Annotated in this window: 11 protein-coding genes and 1 pseudogene; 1 reads left to right on the forward strand and 11 read right to left on the reverse strand. The window is 43.9% G+C overall.

Annotation, left to right across the window (positions count from 1 at the left end; genetic code table 11):
* The first annotated feature begins 11 nt into the window (after positions 1-11).
* A complete protein-coding gene (locus QUA20_RS24630) occupies positions 12-605 on the forward strand; it encodes a CPBP family glutamic-type intramembrane protease (RefSeq protein WP_172184571.1) in 594 nt (197 codons plus the stop codon).
* A gap of 346 nt (positions 606-951) precedes the next feature.
* Here the strand turns inward: QUA20_RS24630 and QUA20_RS24635 are convergent, their stop codons facing one another.
* From QUA20_RS24635 to QUA20_RS24675, 11 genes and pseudogenes are all read right to left on the reverse strand, one after another.
* The gene (locus QUA20_RS24635; RefSeq protein ID WP_333191931.1) at positions 952-1,986 is read right to left on the reverse strand and encodes a methyltransferase; all 1,035 of its coding nucleotides are present in this window, start codon (positions 1,984-1,986) and stop codon (positions 952-954) included.
* Positions 1,987-2,106: 120 nt separating this feature from the next.
* Positions 2,107-2,679 carry an REP-associated tyrosine transposase gene (locus tag QUA20_RS24640; RefSeq protein ID WP_333191935.1) on the reverse strand — a complete coding sequence of 191 codons (573 nt, stop codon included), beginning with the start codon at positions 2,677-2,679 and terminating at the stop codon, positions 2,107-2,109.
* Positions 2,680-2,815: 136 nt separating this feature from the next.
* The gene (locus QUA20_RS24645; RefSeq protein ID WP_333191937.1) at positions 2,816-6,658 is read right to left on the reverse strand and encodes a beta-ketoacyl synthase N-terminal-like domain-containing protein; all 3,843 of its coding nucleotides are present in this window, start codon (positions 6,656-6,658) and stop codon (positions 2,816-2,818) included.
* On the reverse strand, positions 6,651-9,194 hold the full coding sequence (locus QUA20_RS24650; RefSeq protein WP_333191938.1) for an amino acid adenylation domain-containing protein: 2,544 nt from the start codon (positions 9,192-9,194) through the stop codon (positions 6,651-6,653). The genes QUA20_RS24645 and QUA20_RS24650 overlap by 8 nt, the downstream gene beginning before the upstream one ends.
* Positions 9,195-9,525: 331 nt before the next feature.
* Entirely contained in the window at positions 9,526-10,560 is a 1,035-nt protein-coding gene (locus tag QUA20_RS24655) for a methyltransferase (RefSeq protein WP_333191940.1), read from the reverse strand.
* 524 nt (positions 10,561-11,084) lie between these two features.
* Positions 11,085-11,156: pseudogene (locus tag QUA20_RS32125) on the reverse strand (AMP-binding protein); the annotation flags it as partial.
* A gap of 47 nt (positions 11,157-11,203) precedes the next feature.
* A complete protein-coding gene (locus QUA20_RS24660) occupies positions 11,204-17,680 on the reverse strand; it encodes an amino acid adenylation domain-containing protein (RefSeq protein WP_333191944.1) in 6,477 nt (2,158 codons plus the stop codon).
* Positions 17,681-18,049: 369 nt separating this feature from the next.
* Positions 18,050-23,737: an AAA family ATPase gene (locus tag QUA20_RS24665; RefSeq protein WP_333191945.1), complete on the reverse strand. Its 5,688-nt coding sequence runs from the start codon at positions 23,735-23,737 to the stop codon at positions 18,050-18,052.
* 704 nt (positions 23,738-24,441) lie between these two features.
* Positions 24,442-24,564: an IS1/IS1595 family N-terminal zinc-binding domain-containing protein gene (locus QUA20_RS32130; RefSeq protein WP_445304709.1), complete on the reverse strand. Its 123-nt coding sequence runs from the start codon at positions 24,562-24,564 to the stop codon at positions 24,442-24,444.
* Positions 24,565-24,724: 160 nt separating this feature from the next.
* Positions 24,725-25,129 (reverse strand): TIGR02588 family protein, encoded by a 405-nt coding sequence (locus QUA20_RS24670; RefSeq protein ID WP_333191946.1) that lies wholly within the window; start codon positions 25,127-25,129, stop codon positions 24,725-24,727.
* A complete protein-coding gene (locus QUA20_RS24675) occupies positions 25,126-25,980 on the reverse strand; it encodes a TIGR02587 family membrane protein (protein ID WP_333191947.1) in 855 nt (284 codons plus the stop codon). The genes QUA20_RS24670 and QUA20_RS24675 overlap by 4 nt, the downstream gene beginning before the upstream one ends.
* Between the last annotated feature and the right edge of the window lie 364 nt (positions 25,981-26,344).

Genomic DNA, 26,344 nt, shown 5'->3' on the forward strand with positions numbered 1-26,344 from the left:
AAAGTGATTAAGTGGCAGAAAAACTTCCCGGAAATCCTGAAATTGAACCCTTGACGCGCACCCAAGTTTTAGTAGCAATGGGCGTGACAGCAATTATGTTGCTGGCGGTAGCTAAATTGTGGTTGCTATTTGGATCGGTATCGCTTTTGCCAGTCAAATTGATAGGAATGGACTTGCTCAAAGGATGTGCACTCGGACTGGCAATTACAGGCGGCAGTGCGATCGTTTATCACCTCTGGCCCGGTTATCGCCGGAGTGCAGACGTTTACTTGGAAGTAGTGCTCAAACCTTTGTTTTGGCCTGATTTAATTTGGCTGGGACTGCTGCCGGGACTTAGCGAAGAATTGCTATTTCGAGGGGTGATGCTGTCTGCTTTGGGATTGAATGTTACCAGTTTAGTTTTATCGAGTTTTTGTTTTGGCATTCTGCACTTGGGAGGCATGGATCAGTGGCCTTATGCTGTTTGGGCAACGGCTGTCGGATTGCTGTTGGGTTATAGCGTTTTAGCTACTGGGAATTTGTTAGTGCCAATTACGGCTCATATCTGCACAAATTTGATTTCTAGCTGTGTTTGGAAGTGGGAAAATCATGCGGTGAAGCGGTAGGAGCGATGGATATCGACCATAAACCGGGCGATTGAAATCGCTAACAACGCGATCGCACAGTTAAAGTCCGATCGTTTTTTCGCTTGGCTGCAACATAATGGTGAGGTATTTGCCTGACACATAGCAAGTTCGATGCTCTGTTTGGACTCAAAATTTGTTCAACTCCCGATAATAGCAATTCTGAAAAATATTCCTACAGTCATGAGGTTGGGTTGCACTTCGTTCCACCCAACCTACTTTTGTTATTGTTGCAGAATTTTTCAGAATTGCTATAAGAGGATGGAGATTTATTGAGCAATAGGAATCCTACACCAGAATAATCCCGGTGTTTTTAGAGCTGGGAATGTCAAGCAGGTTTCGCCTCGATCACACTTACTGGCCCTTTTGTTTCTATCATATTAGTCACTTTAAACCCTGCGGAGGAAAGTAAATTATAAAATTCATCCTTTGTCCGCATAAAAGTACCCCCCAGAATGAACAAAGTTAAGCTGCCCATGCCAATAAATGGCGACATTTTGCCTTCAGGCAACATAAAATCAACAATCATCAGCCGATCTTTAGCTGTCATAGCTTGATAGCACTTTTTAAGAATTGTAATAGCATGACCATCGTCCCAATTGAGGAGAACACGAGAGAGTAAGTAAAGATCGCCACTAGGGGGAACCGCCTCAAAAAAGCTGCCTCCAACTATTTGACACCTATCTGCAACTCCAGCCACTTCCAAAACCGGATTTGCATCGACAACAACATCTTCGCGATCGAACAAAATAGCTTGTAACTTGGGATTCGCATTCAGAATCACAGCCGTTAGAGTTCCAATTCCCCCTCCAACATCCACAAGTGTCTTAACGTCTGAAAAATCATAAGCTTCAAGCACCGGAAGCAGCCACTCCCTTGTTGTCTCCTTCATCCACTCATTAAAATTTACTGCAGCATCAGAATTCTGCTTCAAATAGCTATAAAGATTAGTCTTAAAAGTATGTTCAAATGGAGTTTCTCCACTCTTTATACCGTAGAGTAAATTCCCCCATCCCTGATAGAGTTCGTCACCCATTCCCAAAACCGTACCTCGTAAAGAATCAGAAGTACCCGTTAGGAGATGTTTTCCTAGAGAATTTAAGCAAAACTTTTCATTATTTTCGAGAGAAAATACACCAACGCTTACTAGCATACGCATCAGGTGATAAATACCCTGAGAATTTACACCAGCAGCTTTCGCAAGTTCATCAGCAGTCTTAGAACCATCACTCAGAATATCTGCAATTTCTAGTTTTGCCGCTACAAAAAGAGCCTGGGATATTTTAAACCCATACATCATTTCTAGTAGCAATGAGGATGAGTTTTCGCCTTCGGGTTGTGCATTCTCTGTATATAAAGTCATAAGTTCTCCTTAAAAAATCATCTATTTAAAAATTGCAGAGGTAAGTAGTTGGGCTTCAACCCTCTTAAAAAGTACGTAGTTGGGCTTCAGCCCTCTTAATGCGCCCAAGCAGTACGTACCTTAATCATCCCATCCTTTTCCATAATCTCTTACCGGATATTCTACCCATGCACTTCTTAGCCACTCTCTTCCATGATACTCTAAATACCAATGTACGCTACTTGCTGACCAATCATAAGGAGATTTTGCCCAGCCATGTTTGACAGGATTGTAATGGATATAATTAATGGTTGTATAATAATGTCTTTCCGAACGAATAGCGCGATCGCTAAACGAATGCCACACTTTACCTGTAAGATTCTCCTCAAGATTCCATTGTCGAGCTAACCGGCCGTGAATGGAACGAAAGAGTACACTTAAGTGTGACATATTAACATGACGTACTAAGAGATGATAATGATTTGGTAAAACTACCCAAGCATTAATTTTTATACCATTTGAAATAAAAGTATCAAAAATTATATCTAAAAGTTGCTGACGGCGTTCCTGAGTATTAATGCGAGATTTATGCTCAAAACAACTAACTGTAAGATGGTAAAATTCATAATCTTGCACTGGATGAGGTGGAGAATGAGCAGGATATCCCTTAGCCAACCTTTGATTGACAAGTTGCACCCGTTCTTCTAGTGTCAATTTACGATATTCATACATAAAAAGTAAGTAGTTGGGCTTTAGCCCTCTTTAAAAAGTAAGTAGTTGGGCTTTAGCCCTCTTTAAAAAGTAAGTAGTTGGGCTTCAGCCATAAGAGGGCTGAAGCCCAACTACGTACCTAATCAAGATATACTCTAAGTTGTTCAGCCATAACCTGAACATGAGGAGGGTAATTCATAGTAATATGATTTCCCGGCACTTCTCGAACCTCTACTCCTCCAGTAGCAACCTCAATCCAAGGTAATTCTGGATTTTTGGCATTAACTTCATTTTGTTCGGTAGCACGGAAAAATATAATTCGACCTCCATAAGTTTGAGGGATGTAATTTAGCATCGCTTGGGCGTGTACTTTAAAAAGATGAAGAAACTGGCGAATCTGAGGTAAACCAAAATCGGGAGGCACTACCCTATTAGCAATCTTTACTTGCTCCAAAAAGTATAGAAGTTGCTCATCTGGCTCAAGTTTTTGAAGGACATCCATAGAAAGAGACAGATTGAAACCAACGCCTAGTAAATACAGCAAAATTGCTGTATCATCTTCCGTCTCTAAAACTGGCATTTGACCGGGCCCAGGAGTATCTATTAAAGTTAGCAGCGCTATCTTTTCACCTTGGGCATTGAGTTGCTGTGCCATCTCAAAAGCAACAGTTCCTCCAAAGGAAGAACCACCCAAAAAATAGGGTCCTTCAGGTTGTTGAACTCGCACTGCTTCAATATAGCGAGCAGCCATTTCTTCAACTTTAGTAAAAGACTCAGTTTCCCCCTCTGAGACGTGCGCTTGTATTCCAAATACAGGGCGATCAGAACCGAGATAACGTGCTAAATCCCGATAAATGTAAACGTGACCGCCTACTGGATGAACTAAGAACAAAGGTTGTTTAAAACTACCGCGCTGAATTTCTACTAACAAAGATTCAGAAGCTGGCTGGAGTGGCTGGTTAGTATTATCCGATAAGTCGGAATTGTCTTTAATTAATGCCGCCAAAGCTGCAATAGTCGATGATTGCAATAGGCTATGGGGAGACAAGGATCTTTGCAGTGTTTCGTTTAATTTAGTTATTAGTTGAACGGCTAATAAGGAATCTCCGCCTAAATCAAAAAAATCATCATGAATCCCTACTTGCTCGATACCGAGAAATTCTTGCCAGATACTAGCCATAGTTTGCTCAATCTCATCTCTAGGAGCAATATAGGTATTGTCTAAATTCGGTCTAGAGTGATGTGGTGTTGAATCGACTGGTTGGGAATTTTCATCTGGTAAAGATGCAATTTTAATCGGTTGCTCGATTCCTGGTGCTTCAATCCAATAACGTTGGCGCTCAAACGGATAGGTCGGCAATGGGAGACGATAACGCTGCTCATCAGCATAAAATTTAGACCAATCTATTTGTACTCCTCCTAACCAGAGTTTACCCAATGTAGTAAGTAAGAAAGCTAAATCTGAATTTTGGTCTTGTGGATGGCGCAATGAAGAAAGTACAATCTGCTCAGCCCCCTTATTAGGATGCTGTTTTGCTAGCGTGTTCAACGTCCGTCCGGGCCCCACTTCTAGCAATATTTGATTTTGGTCTTTTAATAGCTGTTGTAACCCATCTGCAAAGCGTACTGTTTGCCGCAGATGTTGAGCATAATAACTCGGATTTGTCGCCTCTGTCGCTGTAATCCAATGACCAGTAACGTTTGACAAATATGGAATTTTAGGCGATTTCAGCTTAACTTTTTTCACCTGTTTGGTAAAAGGTTCTAAAATTGGCTCCATCATCTGTGAATGGAAGGCATGAGAAGTGTGCAATCGGCGACAATCTACACCTTTTTCGAGTAGTTTTTGTGCCAATTCATCTACGGCATCAGTAGCACCTGAAACCACACTCATAGATGCTCCGTTAATCACAGCTAAATCGAGTTTATTGCCCAAAAATGCTTGCACTTGCTGTTCGGGAAGTGGAACTGCAAGCATGGAACCACTCGGCAGTTGTTGCATTAATTTACCTCGTGCAGCTACCAAGGACAAGCCATCTTCCAAGGAGAAAACACCTGCTAAACAAGCAGCTACATATTCACCAATGCTATGACCAATCATCGCTTTGGGATGCACTCCCCAAGACATCCACAATTTAGCTAAAGCATATTCGAGCGCAAACAGTGCTGGTTGTGTAATCGCAGTCTGTTTTAGTTGGTTTGTAGCTGCTTCTGCTTGTGCTGCGTTTGGATAAAGTACATGGCGCAGGTCAATTTCCAACTGAGATTTAAGAATTTCCGAACATAGGTCGATCTGTTCGCGAAATATTGGTTCAACTTGGTATAGTTCCAAGCTCATATTGATGTACTGCGAACCCTGTCCTGAAAACATAAATACGACAGGTCGATCTTTGGACTCTTGGAAGCTAGTAAAAACTCGTTTTGCATCGAGTGTGTCGAGGGCAATAACACTTTCTTCTATGTCATTACCAACTACTATCCGTCTATGGCTGAAAGCTCTTCTACCAACTTGAAGCGTATAAGCAACATCAGCAAGATTTTCATCTGGATGTTGCTTTAAATATTCGCTCAAATTTACCGTTGCACTATCAAGTGCAGATCTAGTTTTTGCCGATAAAACCAACAGTTGTGATGGTCTAGATTCTTCCGATTTTTCTACAGTAGGCGCTTCTTCTAGTACCACATGAGCATTAGTTCCACCGATGCCAAAAGAACTAACTCCAGCACGACGGGGAGTTTTACCTGCTTTCCATTCGGAAAGCTTAGTATTGACATAAAAAGGACTGTTTACAAAATCAATCTTGGGATTAGGCTGTTCAAAATGCAAGCTAGGCGGTATTAACTTGTGTTTGAGAGCTTGGACAGTTTTGATTAAGCCAGTGACACCAGCAGCAGTATCCAAATGTCCGATATTGGATTTGGCAGAACCGATGGCACAGAAGCCTTTTTTCTTAGTTTCGAGTGAGAAAGCTTGCGTCAGCGCGGCAATTTCGATCGGATCTCCCAGGGGTGTTCCGGTTCCGTGAGCTTCTATATAGCTGACGGTTTCAGGGGGAATTTCTGCCAGTGCTAAAGCATCTGCGATCGCCTGCGCCTGACCATCTATACTGGGAGCTGTGTAGCCAATTTTGAAAGCACCATCATTATTGAGCGCAGAACCTTTAATCACCGCATGAATATAATCTCCATCCGCGATGGCCTCCTCTAATCTTTTCAAAACCACAATTCCCACACCGCTACCGCTAACAGTTCCCTGTGCTTTAGCATCAAAGGCTCTACAATGTCCGTCTGGTGAAAGAATCATTCCCTCTTTATAAAAATATCCTGCCTTTTGGGTAACGCCTATAGAAACCCCACCAGCCAAAGCCATATCGCATTGGTAATTCAGTAAGCTTTGGCAAGCCATGCTAATAGCAACCAATGAAGTAGAACAGGCTGTTTGGACAGTAATACTCGGCCCTTTCAAGTTTAATTTGTAAGAAACGCGAGTTGACAGAAAATCTTTCTCATTGGCGATCATAAGTTGGAAATCTCCAACTGATTCTCTGAGCTTGCGGTTTGGATAAAGGTTGTGCAATAAATAAGTATTGTAACTTCCTGCGCCTGCGTAAACCCCAATCGAACCCTCATAAGTTTCTGAGTTGTAGCCAGCTTTTTCTAGAGCTTCCCAAGCCGACTCTAAGAAAAAGCGGTGTTGTGGATCTGTGATTTCAGCTTCTCTAGGATTAAACCCAAAAAATGAAGCATCAAATAACTCAATATCTTCTAGTACGGCTCTTGCTTTTACATAGCGTGGGTCACGCACCACTGACTCGTCAATACCGAAAGATTCTAGTTCTTGTTCAGAGAAGAAAGAAATAGATTCTACACCATCCCGTAGATTTTCCCAAAACTCATCAACATTTTTAGCACCAGGAAAGCGACCTGCCATGCCGATGATAGCGATACCTTCTATAGAGTTGGTATTCTCAGAGTTATCCATTTTTATTCTTTCCTTGCAAGCGCTGTTTTTGCTTTTGGCGATTGATTGCGTCTTTTTGTTTATTGATGCGAGCTTGACTTTGCCCAAAAGAGGGTTTTTCCTCTGGCTCATGACTTAAATACTTAGCCAAAGAGCTGATGGTTGGATATTTAAACATTTCCATGATTGAAACATCTCTGTCCACCACTTCGCGCAGTTGGCTATGAGCCTGAGCCATCAGTAATGAATGACCGCCTAGATCGAAGAAACTATCGTCTACACCTACTTTTTCTAAGTGTAATACCTGTTGCCAAACTGTAGCAATAGCTTGTTCTATCTCAGTTTGGGGTGCGACATAAGTTGTTTCTAACTCTGGGTTAATAGCATCGGCATTGGGAGCTGGCAGTGCCTTACGGTCTACTTTGCCGTTTGGTGTCAGCGGCAAATGATTCAAAAACACAAAACTGGAGGGCATCATATAGTCTGGTAGTTTCTGCTTCAGAAAGTCGCGTAAGCTCCCGACTGCTGTGCGTTCAGGTCTGAGATTGGAAACAATATAAGCGACTAAGCGCTGGTTGCCGGAAGCATCCTGGCGGTTGATAACTATAGACTCCTGCACATCCGGGTGTTGGCTCAATACCGCCTCAATTTCTCCTAATTCGATGCGGAAGCCGCGAATTTTCACTTGGTGGTCGATGCGGCCGAGAAATTCGATGTTGCCGTCAGGTAGGTAGCGGGCTAAGTCGCCAGTTTTGTAGAGGCGAGAACCTGATTCGTTGCTAAAAGGGTTGGGAATAAAGCGCTCGGCAGTTAGTTCGGGCCGATTGAGGTAGCCCCGTGCTAAACCAGCACCACCAATGTATAGCTCTCCGGGTACACCGATCGGGACAGGTTGTTTTTGGGCATCTAGAATATAGACCTGCGTGTTGGCAATGGGCCGACCGATGGACGGTGGCTCGTTACCCCCTTTTTTCACTAAAGTATATGTGGAATATGTGGTGTCTTCGGAAGGACCATAAAGGTTGAAGACCTGTTGGACTGTTTTGTACTGATAAACCTGCTGTACGAGTTTATTCTGAAGAGGTTCACCAGCCAGATTGACGATGCGGATAGAAGAAGGTATGCCTTCCATTCTCAGTAACTCTGCGATCGCAGATGGAACTGTATTGATCAGAGTAACATCTTGGGCGGCGGACAATGTGGGCAGATGCAATGCGTTCTCTGCCAGAATGACTTTGCCACCCCAACTTAGGGGAACAAACAGCTCGAAAACTGACAGATCAAAGCAAATAGAGGTTGAGGCCAAAACTCCAGCGAGATCCTCTGGATTAAAGACTTGTTTTGCCCAATTCAACAGAGCAAGTGCATTGCGATGCTCGATCGCCACTCCCTTGGGATTACCAGTAGAGCCAGAGGTGTAAATAACATAAGCGAGGTTATTGCGCTTCACATCACTGATTAGATTGGCCTGGCTTTGTTGCTCAATAATTTCCCAGTCTGTGTCTAGGCAAACGATACGTCCTTGATGTTTAGGAACAGATTTTACCAACCTAGCCTGAGTCAGCAGCATTGGTACAGAGGCATCTTCTAGCATGAAAGCTAAACGCTCTGACGGATAAGCTGGGTCTAGCGGCACATAAGCCCCACCAGCTTTGAGAATGCCCAACAGTCCCACGATCATTTCCAAGGATCGCTCTACACAGATACCCACCAATACCTCTGGCCCTACACCCAAATTCCGCAGGTGGTGCGCTAGCTGATTCGCTCGTTGGTTGAGATCTTTATAGGTAAGTTGCTGATCTTCAAAGACTAATGCGATCGCATCGGGCGTTAGCTCTACCTGCTCTTCAAACAACTGGTGTATACAAGCATCTTTAGGGTAATCGGTTTCGGTGTCATTCCACGCTGCTAACTGTTGTCGTTCAAACTCAGTTAAGAGGGGCAACTCGGCAATTTTCTGTTCTGGGTTGGTGACGATCGCTTCCAGTAAAGTTTGAAAATGCCCCACCATCCGCTCGATCGTGTCAGAATTAAAGAAATCTGTGCTGTACTCAAAACGACCGACTATGCCTTCTGGTCTTTCCTGTAATTCCAGGGTTAAATCAAACTTTGCCGTTTCGGTATCAATATCCAACTGGCTCCAATTCAGAATCGAATCAACGCCTGACATTGGCGGTTGCAAAACAAAAGCAACTTGAAACAGGGGATTTTGACCTAAATTCCACTCTGGGTGCAGTGCTTCTACCAACTTCTCAAAAGGCAAATCTTGGTAAGCAAATGCTCCCAAAGTCACTTCCCGCACTTTTTCAAGCAACTGCCAGAAAGTAGGGTTGTCCTTGAGAACGGTACGCAGTACCAATGTGTTGACAAAGCACCCCATTCGCTGATGAATCTCTGACTGGTTTCTTCCTGCGGTGACAGTGCCTACTACTATGTCGGTCTGCCCCGTGTAGCGATAGAGTAAGGTTTTGAAGGCTGCCAGCAGTGTCATGTAGATGGTAACGCCTTCTTGATGGCTTAATTTCGCGATCGCCTCACTTAAAGTTTGAGGTAGCATGACACATTGCCTTGCACCCCGAAAGCTTTGTATTGGCTATCGCGGGCGGTCTGTGGGCAGTTGCAGTGTTGGCAAATCGGCTAGTTGCTGCTTCCAATAGGCGAGCTGGTTAGCTTCTTCATGTAGTAGTTCTTCAATCGGAGCTGTAATTGACACTTGACTTGCACCCTGTTTGATTGATTGCGTGTTTTGAAAAAACTATCTTCTGGGCTCCTGACTCCTGCGTTGAATTCACAGAAAAATTCACACAAATTGTGATGAAAATTCATTGATTCTACAATTTACGCTAGGCTCGCAAGCCACGCTCTTTTGCCTTGTGACCAACTTCTTTTTAAGCACGTTTCGCCTCGATCGCACTTACTGGGCTTTTGGTTTTTATGATATTAGTCACTTTGAATCCCGATGATGAAAGTAAATTATAAAATTCATCCTCTGTACGCATCAAAGTCCCGCACAAAGCGAGCAAATTTAGGCTGTTCACACCAATAAGTGGGGAAATTTCTCCTGAAGGTAACATAAAATCAACAACCATCAACCGGTCTTTAGCTGTCATAGCTTGGTAGCAGTTCTTAAGAATTTTAATCGCATCAGTATCGTCCCAATTAAGGAGAACGCGAGAGAGTAAGTAAAGATCGCCACCACCGATAACGGAATCAAAAAAGTCTCCTCCCACGATTTGACACCTATCTTTAACTCCCGCCACTTCCAAAACCTGATTTGCACCGACAACAACGTCTTCCCTATCGAACAAAATGGCTTGCATTTTGGGATTGTTATTAAGAATAAAAGCTGTTAAAGTACCAATGTTTCCTCCCACATCCACAAGTGTTATAACTTCTGAAAAATTATAAGCTTCAAAAATCGGAAGAATCCACTCTCTTGTTGTCTCTTTCATCCACTCATTAAAATTTCCTGCCGCTTCCGAATTTTGCTTCCAATAGCTATAGAAACTCATCTTGAAAAAATTTTCAAATGCGGATTCTCCTGTTTTTACACCGTAGAGTAAATTACCCCATGCCTTATAACCTTCATCACCATTTGCCAGAATTGTACCTTGTAAAGAATCAGAAGTACCAGTTAGCAGGTATTTCCCCATAGGATTTAACTTAAACTTGTCATTTTGTTCCGCAGTAAAGATACCCATGCTTACTAGCAGACGCATCAGGTGATAAAGGCTACGAGAATTTACATTGGTAGCTTTGGCAAGTTCATCGGCAGTTTGAGAGCCGTTACTCAGAATATCGGCAATTCCCAGTTTAGCCGCCACAAAAAGAGCCTGGGTTCTTTTATACCCATAGATTATTTCTAGTAGCGCTGACGATGAGCTTTCACCTTCTGGTTGGGCATTTTCTGTATATAAAGCCATGTGGTTTTCTCGAAAAGTTATCTGTCAGGATTCAGAGCAAGCGTGCGATCGCAATCGAATGGTAAATTAACCAGTACCAGTGTTTTTAGAGTATCTAGTAGATTGGCAGCTTTTAGCACTTACACATTAAAAATGAAAGCAATGGGTCAAAGTTTTAGACTCCACATAAAACTTTGTTGCTTTGATGTATTTAAGCTAACTTGCGATTTTTATTTTTGACACTCTCACCTTTCAAAGAAAGGCGATTCTCAGAATAATTACACGATACTCAGAGAGTTGTCAAGAGTTACTACAAACTTTTTTACCAATCAAAAATTTGTAGTTTAATCTACCTTAGACAGTTTCGACGAATGAACCAAAATCCGTAAGTGCGTAAGTTTGGTGGGTTTTAAGGGCAGTTGGGGGTTCAAAAGCGTAAGCTCCGAAAGAGCAAGGGTCAGCGATCCTGATCGGGTGCGATCGCCTGCTGCCACTTGAAAGCGCTGGTTGATGTCTTGGAGCGTGTTGACAGCACTGCGATGCTAGATCGCTACTCCCTTGGGTTGACCAATAGAACCGGATGTGTAAATTACATAAGCTAAGTTATCCGGTGTCACCCCACTGTATAGCGAGTGATACCTTCTATAGAGTGGGAGTTTCATATTTATCCATTTTTATTCTTTCCTTGGAAGCGCTGTTTTTGCTTTTGGCGATTGATTGCTTCTTTTTGTTTTTTAATGTGTTCTCGACTTTGCCCAATAGAGGATTTTTCCTCTGGCTCCTCACTTAAATATTTTGCCAAAGAGCTGATGGTTGGATATTTAAACATCTCCATCATTGAAACATCTCTGTCGAGCGCTTCTTTCAGTTTACTCTGAGCCTGAGCCATCAGTAATGAATGACCGCCTAAATCGAAGAAATTATCATCGACACCTACTTTCTCTAGGTGTAATACCTGTTGCCAAACGGTAGCGATCGCTTGCTCGATATCGGTCTGCGGTGCAACATAAGTTGTTTCTAACTCTATGTTAAGAGCATCTGGAACTGGTAGCGCCAGAGGGTCTACTTTGCCATTAGGTATCAGCGGCAAGGCATTCAAGAACACAAAGCTGGAGGGCATCATATAGTTGGGCAGCCTCTGCTTGAGAACATTGCGTAAACTCCTCACCGCTGTGCGTTGCAAAACTTTCCAGAAACCCTGAGTTTCCAGAAGATACGCTATGCTCTGTTGAAAAATATCTTGTTCGATCACACCCAGAGCCAACTCAATCCCTGCTTGGTTTCCCCGACACCAAGCCACACTTCCCGCCAACCACCGCTCTTCACCGGAACCCGGCATACGCAAGCGCAGGCGGACGGTTTGACCCGCCCCACAAGTATCTGGCACATCCACTAAGCCGACGCCACCGATAGAAATGTCTTCTGTGCGAAGTTCCACCGCTGGATGACCGTCAAATTCTGCCAGACACTCGCTCTTGAAGGGAATACGTTCTGGTGTGAGGTTGGAAACGATATAGGCTACGAGGCGCTGATTGCCGGACGCATCTTCCCGCTTCATAACTACAGACTCTCGTACATCCGGGTGTTGGCTCAATATCGCCTCGATCTCGCCCAGTTCGATGTCCAATAAATTATCATCGACACCAACTTTTTCTGGGTGTAATACTTGTTCCCAATCTGTAGCGATCGCATCTTCGATCTCAGTCTGGGGTGGAATATAATCCAACTGTGGGTTAAAAGTATCTGGCTCTGGCAGCGCTTTGCGGTCTATTTTGCCGTTGGGTGTCAGCGGCAAAGCATTCAAAAACACAAAGTTGGAGGGCATCATATAGTTGGGCAGCTTCTGCTTGAGAAGATTGCGTAAACTGCCGACTGCTGTGCGTTGCAAAACTTTCCAGAAACCCTGAGTTTCCAGAAGATACTCTATGCTGTGTTGAAAAAGATTTTGTTCGATCGCACCCAGAGCCAATTCAATCCCTGCTTGGTTTCTCCGACACCAAGCTACAGTTCCCTCCAACCATAGTTCCTCATCGAATCCGGGCAGATGCAGGCGCAGGCGGACGGTTTGACCGGGCCCACAATTATCTGGTACGCCCAGTATGCCGACGCCACCGATGGAAATGTCTTCCGTGCGAAGTTTCACCGCCGGATTCCCGTCAAATTCTGCCAGACATTCACTGTTGAAGGGAGTACGTTCTGGTCTGAGGTGGGAAACAATATAAGCTACTAGGCGCTGATTGCCGGACGCATCCTCCCGCTTGATAACTACAGACTCTCGTACATCCGGGTGTTGGCTCAATACCGCTTCGATCTCGCCGAGTTCGATGCGGAAGCCGCGAATTTTAACCTGCTGGTCGATGCGACCGAGGAATTCTATATTGCCGTCGGGTAGGTAGCGGGCTAAGTCGCCAGTTTTGTAGAGGCGATCGCCTTGTTCATGGCTAAAAGGGTTGAGGATAAAGCGATCGGCTGTTAGGTCGGGTCGGTTGAGGTAGCCCCGCGCTAAACCAGCACCGCCAATATACAATTCTCCCGGAATGCCGATCGGGACAGGTTGTTTTTGGGCATCTAGAATATAGACCTGCGTGTTGGCAATGGGCCGACCGATTGGCGGTAGCTCTTGACTATCGGTACATTCGGCGATGGTGGCACAGACTGTGGATTCGGTCGGCCCATAAGCGTTAAAGAACCGACGACCTGATGACCATTTGGCTATGAGGTCCCGGGAGCAGGCTTCTCCAGCGACTATTATTGTCCGCAACGCTGGTAGTTCATTGGCGGGCAGTACCGCTAGCACTGATGGTGGTAGCGTAACAGTCGCGATCGCATAGTCGCGCAATAGCTGAATCAGAGCTGCTCCAGGTAGCAGGGAGTCCCGCGTTCCCATTACTAGCGTCGCTCCTACCCTCAAAGCCATGACCACCTCCCAGATCGAGGCATCGAAGCTCACAGAGGCGAATTGGAGGACACGGCTGTTAGGTTGCAGATTGAAGATCCGCATCTGTGCTGTAGCTAGGTTGCTTAGCCCAGAGTGCGCCACTAGAACTCCTTTTGGTCTGCCTGTAGACCCCGAAGTGTAAATCACATAAGCCAGGTTCTCAGGGGTTAAGCTGCATCCAGGGTTTTCCTCACTCTGTCGCTCAATGATTTCCCAGTCTGTGTCTAGGCAAACGATACGCCCTTGATGTTTGGGAATAGATTCAACTAACTGCGCCTGAGTCAGCAGCACTGGTACAGAGGAATCTTCTAGCATGAAAGCTAAACGGTCTGGGGGATAAGCCGGGTCTAGCGGCACATAAGCCCCACCAGCTTTAAGAATGCCAAGAAGCCCCACCACCATTTCTAGCGATCGCTCTACACAGATACCAACCAATACCTCTTGCCTCACACCCAAATTCCGCAGGTGGTGCGCTAACTGATTCGCTCGTTGGTTGAGCTCTTTATAGGTAAGTTGCTGATCTTCAAAGACTAATGCAATAGCATCGGGCGTGAGCTCTACCTGCTCTTCAAACAACTGGTGTATACAAACATCTTTAGGGTAATCGGTTTCGGTATGATTCCACGCCGCTAATTGCTGCAGCTCAAACTCAGTTAAGAGGGGCAACTCCGAGATTTTCTGCTCAGGGTTAGCGACAATGCCTTCGAGTAAAGTCTGAAAATTCCCCAACATCCTGGTGATGGTTGCCGCATCAAATAAGTCAGTGTTGTACTCAAGGCGACCAATGATGCCCGATGGTCTCTGATCAAGCTCAAGGTACAGATCAAACTTTGCCGCGCCGGTATCGACATCTAGCTGGCTAATCGTCCACCCATCCATTTCCGCAAGCGGGGGTTCGAGGACAAATGCGACTTGAAATAGAGGGTTATGGCTCAGATGCCGCTCTGGCTGTATTTCTTCCACTAGCTTCTGGAAGGGCAATTCTTGGTGAGCATAAGCCCCTAATGTCACCTCCCGTACCCTCACCAGTAGTTCCTCAAAACTGGGGTTGCCAGAAAGGTCAGTACGCATTACTAAAGTGTTGAGGAAGTAACCCATCATCCCCTCTAGCTCTTGTCGGTTGCGGATGTTGGCAGCAGTACCCACAGGAATGTCGGTCTGCCCTGTATAGCGGTAGAGCAAGGTTTGGAATGCTGCCATCAAAGTCATAAACAGGGTGACACCCTCCCTACGACTCAGATCCTTAAGCATCTCGGTTAGGCTCAGGGGTAGCGCTAGACATTGCCTTGCACCCCGAAATGTTTGCATTGGCGATCGCGACCGGTCTGTAGGCAATTGCAGTGTTGGCAGATTCGCTAGTTGCTGCTTCCAGTACCTGAGTTGGTTTTCCAGCACTTCGCCCTGTAGCCATTGTCGCTGCCAGTAGGCAAAGTCCACAAACTGAATCGGCAGTTCTGGGAGGGGCGATGGCAAGCCTAAAGAAAAGGCGGTGTAGAGTTCCGCGAGTTCCTTCAACAAGACGCTGTACAGAGAAATAGCATCGATCGCGATGTGGTGTATGGTCAGGAACAACCTATAATCTGCCTCGCCCAACTGCAGGAGAGTACCCCGCAGTAGCGGCCCTTGGGCGAGGTCAAAAGGCTGCTTCGCTTCCAAAGTTGCCAGCCTCAAGGCTTCAGTCTCCCGTTCTGCCTTTGGAAATTCCTCAAGATTCACCACTGGCAAAGCAAAATTAAAAGCATCTTGAATCACCATCACTGGTTGCCCATTTACCAGAGCAAAGGTCGTTCGCAAAATTTCGTGACGCTTGATGATTTCGCTGATGCTACGCTCTAGTGCGACAATATTGACGGAACCAGGCAGGCGAATGGTAATCGGTTCGTTATAGAAAGGTATATCGGGAGCCAGTTGACATAGAAACCACAGTTGTTGCTGGCTGAAGGACAGAGGCAAATCCTGGTTCCGGGAAATTGCTTGAATTGGCGGAGCTTGGGGTATGGCAGCTTTTTGACTGGCGATTTCCAGATTGTGAGCAAGATCCGCTACTGTGGCAGACTCAAACAGGGTACGCAAGGGTAATTCCACCTGGAAGGTGTCTCGCATTCGAGTTGCAATCTGCGTGACTAGCAGAGAGTGACCTCCCAATTCTAAGAAGTTGTCGCGAATACCGACTCGCTCTAGTCCCAGCACTTCAGCCCAGATTCCTGCCACTACCTCTTCGACAGGAGTTTGAGGTGCTACATAATCTTGTCGTACTTCGGAAATTTTAACCGCAGGCGCTAATAGCTTCTGCCGATCTATTTTGCCGTTGGGCGTTAGCGGCAAGGTTTTCAGGAACACAAAGCTGGAGGGCACCATGTATTCGGGCAACTTATCTTTCAGGAAGTTACGCAACTTTCCTGCGACGGTGCGTTGCAAAAATTTTAAGAAGCCTTGGGTTTCTAACAGATCATCTATGCTCTGCTGAATTACAGCTTCTTCAGTGGGTGTGAGAGCTAACTCAATCCCTGCCTGATTTCCCTCACACCAAGCAACAGTTCCCTCAAAACATTGCTCTTCGGTATTTCCGGGTAGTACGAGGCGCAGACGAACCTGCTTACCTCTTGACCAATCATCGGGAACCCCAACCACGCCGATACCACCGATGGATATATCTTCTGTGTGTAGTTTAAGGGAGAGATCGCCATCAAATTCTGCTAAACACTCACTTTTGAAGGGTGTACGTTCTGCGGTAACTTTGGAAACAACATAAGCTATCAAACGCTTCTGTCCGGGTACATCCTCTTGTGCTGCTACTACTGCTACCTGCAAGTCTGGGTGTTGCCCCAGCACTGCTTCAATCTCGCCGAGTTCGATGCGGAAGCCGCGAATTTTAACTTGATGGTCAATGCGGCCTTGAAACTCAATGTTGCCATCGGGTAGATAGCGACCCAGATCCCCTGTACAGTATAGGCGATCGCCTGTATGAGGATGAGTGATGAAGCGTTTGCTGGTTTTTTCCTCATCTCGCCAATAGCATCTGGCTAAACCGATTCCTCCAATATAAAGCTCCCCTACTTCTCCCTCTTGACACGGCTCCATTGCTTCGTTGAGCACGTAAAAATGTTGGTTAGTCATTGACCGACCGTAAGGGATGCTTTTCCATGCTGGGTCAACAGTTTCGATGGGGTATAAAATCGACCAGATAGAAGCCTCGGTTGCACCTCCTAAGCCGATAACAGCGGGGGTTGAAAGTTTGCCTACACCAGATGCCAACTCAGTCCCATCTAGCTCCCTCCCTTTAGCAAGGGGAGGGTTGGGGAGGGGTTGATTCAATTCACTCTTGATTAAAGCTTTGATTTGATCTGGCAAAGTCAGCGGTATCCAATCACCGCTGAGAAGGACTAAGCGCAGAGATGATGGTAAATCTTTGCTATTAGCAGCGGCATAATCCACAAGCATCTGCATCAAGGCGGGTGCGGAGTTCCAGATGGTGACTTGTGATTGCGCCATCGCATCAACCCAGTGAGCGGGATCTGGCGATGCTGAGGGTTGGGGGATTACAACGGTTCCTCCGGCAGCTAGCAAGCCGAAAATGTCATATACCGATAGGTCGAAGCTGAGGGAAGATAGAGCTAAGACGCGATCGCTACTTCCGACTTCAAAGCGTTGGTTAATATCGATGAGCGTGTTGACTGCACCGCTATGCGCGATCGCTACTCCCTTCGGTTGACCAGTAGAGCCGGATGTGTAAATCACATAAGCTAAATTATCCGGTGTCACCCCACTGTCTGGGTTTTCCTCTGTGAAGCGATCTACTGTTTCTGAATTCCCATCTAAACAAATGACGTGTCCTCTGTGTTCGGGAAGAGACTCGACTAAATGCTGTTGTGTAAGCAACACAGGCGTTTGGGAATGTTCCAACATGAACGCGAGTCTGTTTTGCGGATAATGCGGATCTAGTGGCACGTAAGCTCCGCCAGCTTTAAGAATGCCCAACAGACCTACTACCATCTCTAAAGAGCGCTCCACACAGGCTGCGACCAATACCTCTGGCCCGACACCGAGAGTCTTCAGATAATTCGCCAACTGGTTAGCTTGGGAGTTTAACTCCTGATAAGTTAGCTGCTTCGCTTCAAAAATTACTGCAATAGCGTCAGGCGAGCGCTCTACTTGGAACTCAAATAGCTGGTGAATGCAAGTATCTGGGAAATTACCTAGCATTTTATTCTTCCTTAGATAGGGAAATCCTGAGTTTTTTTGAGTTTTTTGCTCCGTTCCCATAAGAGTTGCGGAGTTAATAGCAGACCCTACTTAAAAGGGTGAACTTATTTGAAGAATGTCCTCCCCAAATGACCGTTGATAGCACCGAGTACAACCCAATAACCCACCCTCGGTAGACTTTTGCTGCGATCGCCTAATCACTTTATGATATATGTTAATCTCGATATCTGTGCGAGCGCGGTCAATATTTCATCTACATTTAGGTACGTAGTTGGGCTTTAGCCCCCAAAGAGCGCTGAAGCAGTTGGGCTTTAGCCCCCAAAGAGCGCTGAAGCGCAACTACGTACGTACTTTGAATCAACCCTTAAGTCAGGTACGTAGTTGGGCTTTAGCCCCCCCCAAGCGCTCAGTTCCCTGCTTGAGAGGAATCTCAATCACGAACTCTGCTCCCTGTCCAGGAGCGGAAATACAAGTCAGCCTACCATGATGTTTCTCTACTACAATCTGGTAGCTAATAGCCAATCCCAAACCAGTGCCAGAGCCGACACGTTTTGTAGTAAAGAAAGGGTCAAAAATCTTCTGGCTTACTTCCTCTGTCATCCCCGCTCCATTGTCGGCAATCCGAATCTCTACTTGGTTAGTATTTATGAGTCTGGTACGAATACGAACTTGTGATTTTTTATTGTGGGTTGATGCTATACGAGAAGTCACTAATGATTCCTCTATAGCATCAATCGCATTGCTGAGTATATTCATAAATGCTTGGTTCAGGAAGCCTGCGTAACATTCTATTTCAGGGATCTGACCATACTCTTTAATAATTTCAATTCCAGGATGGTCGGGCTTAGCTTTTAGCTGATTTTGCAACAGTAGCAGAGTGCTATCGAGCCCTTCATGGATATCTACTCGTTTCATTCCTGCCTCATCCAATCGCGAGAAATTCCGCAGCGACAAGACAATCTGGCGGATGCGTTCTGCCCCTTGCTGCATCGAATCAAGCAGTCTAGGAAAATCGGAAATTAAGAATTCCAGGTCAATATTTTCTGCAAATTTTTTAATTTCAGGAGTGGCATTAGGCAATTGATCCTGATAGAGATTCAGCAACCCCAGCAAGTCATAAAAATAGTCGCTAGCGGGGGTAATATTGCCGTATATAAAGTTAATTGGGTTGTTAATTTCGTGAGCGATACCAGCAACCATTTGCCCCAGGCTTGACATTTTTTCAGTTTGAATTAGCTGAGTCTGTGTCGCTTGCAATTCTTTTAGGGTAAGTTCAAGTTGAATTGCTTGTTCTCTCAGCAGGCTATTTTTTTGTTTTAACTGCTGAGTCCTCTCTTCTACTTTTTGTTCAAGGGTTTGGTTGTAATCCTCTAATTGTTCATTAGCTGTTGTCAAGTTTTGAGTAGCGGTTTCCAATCTCCCATAGAGCATCGCATTTTTAAGGGATATAGCTATCTGTGAAGAAAGTATTTTTAATAATTCCAGCCTCTCCATTGTAAAAGCACCAGTTGTTATATTATTTTCCAGGTAAAGAATACCAATTAGCTTGCCTTGATTTATAATAGGCATAGATAATATTGACTTGGGTTGGGTTTTTATGATGTAAGGATCGTTTATGAATCTTTGTGACACTGCTGCATCATTTAAAACCACATTTGCTTTAGTTATTCCTACATAATTAATTATGGTAATGGGCAGATTATCACTGTTTTCTACGGGTGATTCTGAACACAATACAACCACATCTCTCTCCACAACACCTGTAGCTTCTATAACTAATTTTCCATCTTTTTCTAAGATCAGGCACCCTGTTGTAGCTCCTGCATTTTCCATCACAATTTTAAGTAACTTATCTAGCAACTTATCAAGAACTATTTCTTCAGCCAAGGCTAGATATGCTTTGTTAACAGTGGACAAATCCAAAACCGCCGAATTTCCTCCAATGGTCGATGTTGTTGTTCTATTAATCTCTATGCCTCTGGATTCTCGCATCAGCATCTCGGAAAATACCAAAGGATATCTAGACTCTAAATCTTTAACTTTATTTTTAGCTCCCCAACGAATATACCCGTAGTAAGCTTGTGTCAGATAGATGCGAGCAAACTTGTCTCTGCCTAGGGAGAAATAAAACTCGGCTGCTAGTTCCGATGCTAGTGCTTCTTCCTGAATGTATCCTTGTTCTTGAGCTCCCGTTATAGCCAGGTCATAATATTCCATTGCTTCTGCAATTTGCCCTTGAATGCGTGCTTTCTCAGCCTCTACAAGCTCATATTTATGCTGGAAGTTAGATGGACCATTAAATGCCCATTTCTGCATTTGTTGTTGATTAGCTTCTACAATAGCAAGGTATTCTTTTTGATCCGAGCTTGAAACTTGGGAATACTGAGCAAGGAGAGCCAGCGAATAGTAAAAGTTGTGAGCAGCAGAAACTACCATGCTCATGACACTAACTGCGTGTTCTGCTGCTAAACTGGCGTTAGCAACAGCATTTTTATGTTCTTTAAATAGATAAAAGAGAATCGTTTTGGCGAGATAAGCAATAAATAGCAAAATTCTATTGTTAGTTTCAATTAAAACAGGCAACATTTGTGTTTCATTAAAACTCTTGCCAACCAACTGATATTTTGCCTCAGCTTCATTTTTAAGATTTAGAGTCAGTTGGTGGCATATCTGGATGTAGTAGATAGAATAGTCTTGTTTTAGTTTGAATACTAAATTAAGATATTGTTCTTGCTCTTCTTCTATTATATCTAACCGCTCCCCCATCAAAAAGATGCCAGAGCAATAGACAGTAGCATTATAGCCCGCATATTCTATATCTCCAGTTTCCAGTCCACTTTGTAGCCCCTCCCTTAGTGATGTTAATGTGTCCTTAATATGAACCTTCCAGGGTCTGATCACACCATGAAATAAATTGCAGACTTTACATTGAAGTTCTCTAGCATTAAATTGATCCAACAGCTTTAAAGCTAACTGACCTGCATGATATGCTGCATTTATATCCCCACTCATTGAATATATAAAATTTCCATAAAAAGCATAAGCAAAAGCAGCCAGTGATGAATGACCCCGTTCAACACAGAGCTTGGTTTGGGTAAGTACAAGCAGTGGCACAATATCTGGCTTGACTGTGCAAGCAGAAGAAATAACGCTCATAAGTATCCGCAAGGCTGCTAATTGATACGGGTCTGTCATTTCAGGGAAATTTTCTAAGTCTGCGAGGTTTGGCAACTCAACCACAAAACCCCCATCACCCTCATTATTTGACAAGGAAACACCCAGCATATCCAGCACTTGCAACCCAGTATCAATGGCTTTTAACATCTGGTTTTGGGCCATATAAAACTGGATTTGTAACTCGTATACTTTCACTCTTTCGAGTAAGGTGTTAGCTTGTTGCAGAACAACTTCAGCAAGAGTAGCTGACTTTTCGTAATTGGTATTGAGATATTCTGCTTCCACCGCTTCTACATAGAGTGCTAGAGTCAGATCGTAGTTACTCTGCCAACTATTTTCTGCTAAGAGTTTTAACCCTACTCTTAATTGCATGACAGCAGCTTCATAAGCTGACGCTGCTTTGGCTTTTCGACCCGCTATTAAATTTAATTGAGCCAGCTTGTGTTTTTCTTCTCGCTCGGTAATGAATTCTAATCCGATATTTAGCTGATTAACTATATCAAAAACATTTTCTTCTAGTGCGTCTTGAGGTGTATTCTTTAATAGTAGTTGACCAATTTTTAGGTGCGTAGCTTTTTGCTCCTCAGAAGGAATCAGAGAATAAGCCGCTTGCTGCACGCGATCGTGCAAAAATTTATAGGATACTTTGTAAGTATTAATTTCTGATTGCGTTCCTTCACCACTACCCATTATCAATGATTCATTACCATTGAAGAGTAAAGAAAGTTTTGAGGCACTTTCCCCGATGGGTAAAACTAGGGCTTCCTGAAGCCCATCCCACAAAGCAGATGCCGTTTCTGATATAGATTTTTCACTTACTATTGCTAAAACGTCTAAATTAAACCTGTTGCCAACACAAGCTGCTAACTTTAAAACTTTCTGGGTGTCGGGAGGCAGTTTTTGAATGTTCTTGGCTATGAGTTCGACGACATTATAATCTGCGACCGCAAGACTTTGAATTTGCCCCATATCCCACTGCCATCTGCCCATCCTGAAGTCAAATGTCAACAGTTTTTCTGCGTAAAGGGAGGTGAGCAGTTGAGTTGTAAAAAAGGGATTGCCTTGAGTTTTATTGTAAACTAACTCAGCTAATAACTTGCACTTTTCTATTTCATTGTTATTGTTTTTAGCAAGCAAACTTTCTTGCTCAATTTCTCCGTGTTGCTTGGAAAAACAAGTAAGAGGAGGGGCTGCTGATGATCTGTTGTCACCCAAGGTATCAGCGACTAATTGATTTACTGTACTAAGTGTCAACGGTTGGAGAATGATATTATTTATTATTGACCCGCATGAATAAATACTATCTAAGGTCTGCATTAACGGATGAGTTGCGCTGACTTCGTTATCTCGATAGGCTCCAATCACCAATAAATATTGGCTATCTGGGTCAGTTAGCAGCACATGAATCAATTTCAAAGAAGCAGAATCTGCCCACTGTAAATCATCTAAAAATAAAACTAGCGGATGTGCTTTTTGGGTAAAAACATGAATGAATTGTTTAAAGGCAAGATTGAAACGGTTTTGTGATTCGCTGGCTCCTAATTTAGAAACTTCTGGTTGCTCACCAACAATCAATTCCAATTCTGGAATAACGTCAATTATAACTCTAGTATTTTTGCCTAAATCATTTAAAATCTTCTGTTTCCAAAAGTGGATTTTTTCCCGGCTTTCTGTTAATACTTGGCGAATTAGTTCTTCAAAAGCTTCTATTAAGGCTCCATAGGGAATATTCCGTTTAAATTGGTCAAACTTACCTGCGATAAAATAACCCCTTGCTCCGACAATGGGTTTGTGGATTTCATAAACTAAGCAAGATTTACCTATTCCTGAGTAACCGGAAACTAGCACGACCTCGGCTGTTCCAGCACTAACTCTATCAAAAGCATCCATTAGAGTGGCTACTTGTGTTTCTCGTCCGTACAGTTTTTGTGGGATCAGAAATTGACCGGACTTATCACGCTCACCCGGAATGAAGTTACAATTTTTTCCAGTTTGTTGTAACTGATGTAGACATTGTTCTAGATCCGCTTTGAGACCATAACCACTTTGATATCTATCTTCAGCAGTTTTGGCTAATAATTTCATCACTATGTTACAAATTGCTTTGATAATCTTACCATTTTGAATTTTAGATGTGGGATTATCGCTCGTAAATTCTAGTCTGCTGTTTTGCTCTTTTGCCATAATTTCCCAGAGTGGGGTCGGCTGTTTCGCGATGTGGCAGTGAACTAATTCCATCGGATCTGTAGCCTTAAATGGTAATTCACCGCACAGCATTTCATAGAATGTGATACCTAAAGAGTAGAAGTCTGTCCGATAGTCAATTGAGCGATTCATTCGCCCTGTTTGCTCTGGCGAGATATAGGCGATTGTGCCTTCTAGTAAAGTGGGATGGCTGAGTGTTTGGGTTTCTCTAGACAAGCGCGTGGCAATGCTAAAGTCAGTAATTTTTACTTCTAACGTAGCAGGAGTGATGATGATATTTGTCGGCTTAATATCTTTATGAATAATTTTGTTATCATGCAACTTACCCAGAGTATCTGCTAACTGAATTGCAATTTTTAAGAACTCTTTGAGTTCAAGTTTGCGACCATTCAAAAAGTTTTTGAGGGCTTCTCCTTTTGAATCTTCCAATATCAGTGCTAGACCATGATGATGATTTTCCAATCCATAGGGCTTGACAATACCTTCTAAATTGAGATGTCGGGAGATTTCATATTCATGTCTCAATTGCATAATCTCTTCGAGAGTAGGATATTCTGCGATCAGGGCTTTGATAATCACAGCAGTCTGATCTTCCCTCCTCTCTGCGCGATAAACTACTGTATTTAAACCTTCACTAATTTTTTCTATTAGTTTGTAATTTGCCTTGATATTCATAAATATTGTATCTCTGTTAACAGTATTTGATGCTGTGCGAAAGTAAATAGTGGGGGCAGTTTGGCTAAATATTGTTTTGTTTCTTTAATTAATATTGAAACTAGAAAAAAGTATTTTTTCGTTAAGTATCTTAAAAAAGTCTGAACTTTTGTAAAACATATTACCCTTTTTATCTAAGTTTTATATTTTTGATGATAACACATCCCCAGCTAAGTAGATAGGCGCAAAACAACATAAATGGTCTGTGGGGCGGGTTTAGCCCGTAATCATCGCTAGGAGAGATTTTGCCCTTTTAAAACCCGCCCCGCCCACCTTCGTTTATAGCGGTTTTCAACCGTATGAGGTACAGTAACTACAACGAGTGAACCAATTTGTGAGAGATGTGAGAGCGATCGAGTCGAATCCGTCCACAAGTGCTGACACTCAGGTGTAATTACTTACGTGCACCAACCCAACGTAGATCTTTTTTGAGGTGAGACTCTTCTGCTTTTAATCGGATTTAAATCGGGATAAAAAGGATACAGGTAAATAACTTGCTTCTCCTACGGCTTCAATCCACGCTTCGGGGTACCCCAGCATATTTCTTATTAACGTAGGGTTGGAGCCATTGCTGAGAAATCAGGATCGCACGAGCAATCCCGGCAAGTGAAATACGTTCTAACAACAATCGATCAATTAGTTCTCGTGTCTCCTGCTCAATCACCTTATGAATGCGGATATTCTACGAATGGCCGATCGCACTTAACACACTTAAACCGCTGTTTACTGTTGTGAATGCGACCGTTTTTGACTGTCTGGCAAGAAGAACAGTTAGGACAAAGAGGCATTGTCAGGGATATATTAGCAAGAACTACTGCTAATCTAGCATCATTACTTCTAGGAGACTACCGGAAAAACCTTGTCTTTTTCCTAATCGCTAGAAAATCACATCGGTGCTATGTGCTATTTTGTACATAGCACTGATGTATCATTACTTATTTAGCACTACTAAGGTAGTTTATAACTGCTCGATCGCATAATCAACTCACCTTGACTGGGGTCGCGGCTGAAAATAAAAGCTCCTTCTTGAGTTTCGCCGCTTGACAAAAAATCAATTTGCTGGTCGCCGGATTCCAAGACTTCGCCGTTGACGCGCAGTTCGGCAATAATTTGCACTGATTCGGCTGTTTCGCCGCCCGTGTTGGTCACTGTAAAAGGTACGTAAAATTGCCCTTGATTTTCGCGAGTTGGCGTGTTCCGAGTGACAGAAATAATCGGAGGTTCATGCTTTTTAGTCAGCCAGTTGTAGAGTACGAGTCCGGTGAGGGTAAAAAGGATCGAGCAGGCGATCGCAAATGTCACCCATTCAGCAGGAGTTCTTTTTTTTTGCTGTTCATTATTACTTTCACTCATACCGCCAACCTCCCCGCCGCGCCGCCAATAGTCGCCGGCAATCCCAATACTAACGTATAGCTCAACCAAATCGACCACGGGTCGTCAAAACTGAGTTTGTGGAAGAAAAACATCATAAATGCAGAAGCCACCAGCGACACTAAATACGCCATGACAGTTTCGCTGAGGGGACGCTGAAAAATCCCTTGCTGGTGCTGCCTTTTGGCTTGATAAGTAAAGCCTGCTACAAATACAATACCGTAAGAAATGAGCAGCGAAGCGGCGATAATTGCTAATTGCCAAGGCGGCGAAATCGCTGCCGCTAGCATGGGAATTTCGTCAGTTGGGGCGATACTAAAAGCAATGATAGTCGCGCCGATTAAAGTAGCGCCGATATCTGCTAAAGTTGGATTAATGGTAGGTTCCTTTTCGCTGTCTGAACTTTGATAGCGATCGCCGCTCAAAAAACCCCTTGCCAGGGCCACTCCCAAGGCAAACGGCAGCCCTTCAAAGATGATTTTACCCAAAGTTTCTTGCAGCGGAGTCTCCGGCGTAATTTCCCTGAGCAAAAACAGGACAAAAGCCGCACAAACAATGCCGATAGCGATTGCTTCTACGCTATCGATTGCAGCTTCTAGCCAGCGGATGCCTTTAGTTTTGCGAAAACCTTCAGTGCGAGTCAGCAAGAAAACGGCGATACAAGTAGTTGCGATCGCGATCGACATTTCCGCTGGGTTCGTATGCGAACCGATCCACCAAACCTCCATCGTATAAAGCAGCGGAATGCCGAATAAAAAGCCGCCCGATGCACCTCTAATGATGTCGTTTAGTTCATTTAACCACTGATTTTTGCGTCTTTTTGATTTGTTCATGTTTCAGCTAAAAGGCGAATTGAAAAATTGAAAACTTCTGGAAATCGATAATTTGACATATTTCAAGTGTTATGATAGATAGCATTTCCACTCAAATTTGCGCATAACCTCTTAAAAATTCCTCTCTAGAAATTCCCGCGTGAGTACAAATTGCTCTCAGTGTCCCTGATTTTCTTTGATCGTGGTTAGGCATTACTAACGGAGTCTCGGTGCCATCCTGATTCTCTCACACCATGACAATATGTTCGCCTTCTCTAATAATCCGAAAGAAAACCCAACAATTGAAACCCACATTCCGCAGGTACCATCGCCTCATCGAAAATTTTTCAAAATATAGGACTTGAAAACAAAAAAAAATGACTCA

It is taken from the genome of Microcoleus sp. Pol7_A1, assembly GCF_036701085.1.
GTDB lineage: Bacteria > Cyanobacteriota > Cyanobacteriia > Cyanobacteriales > Microcoleaceae > Microcoleus > Microcoleus asticus.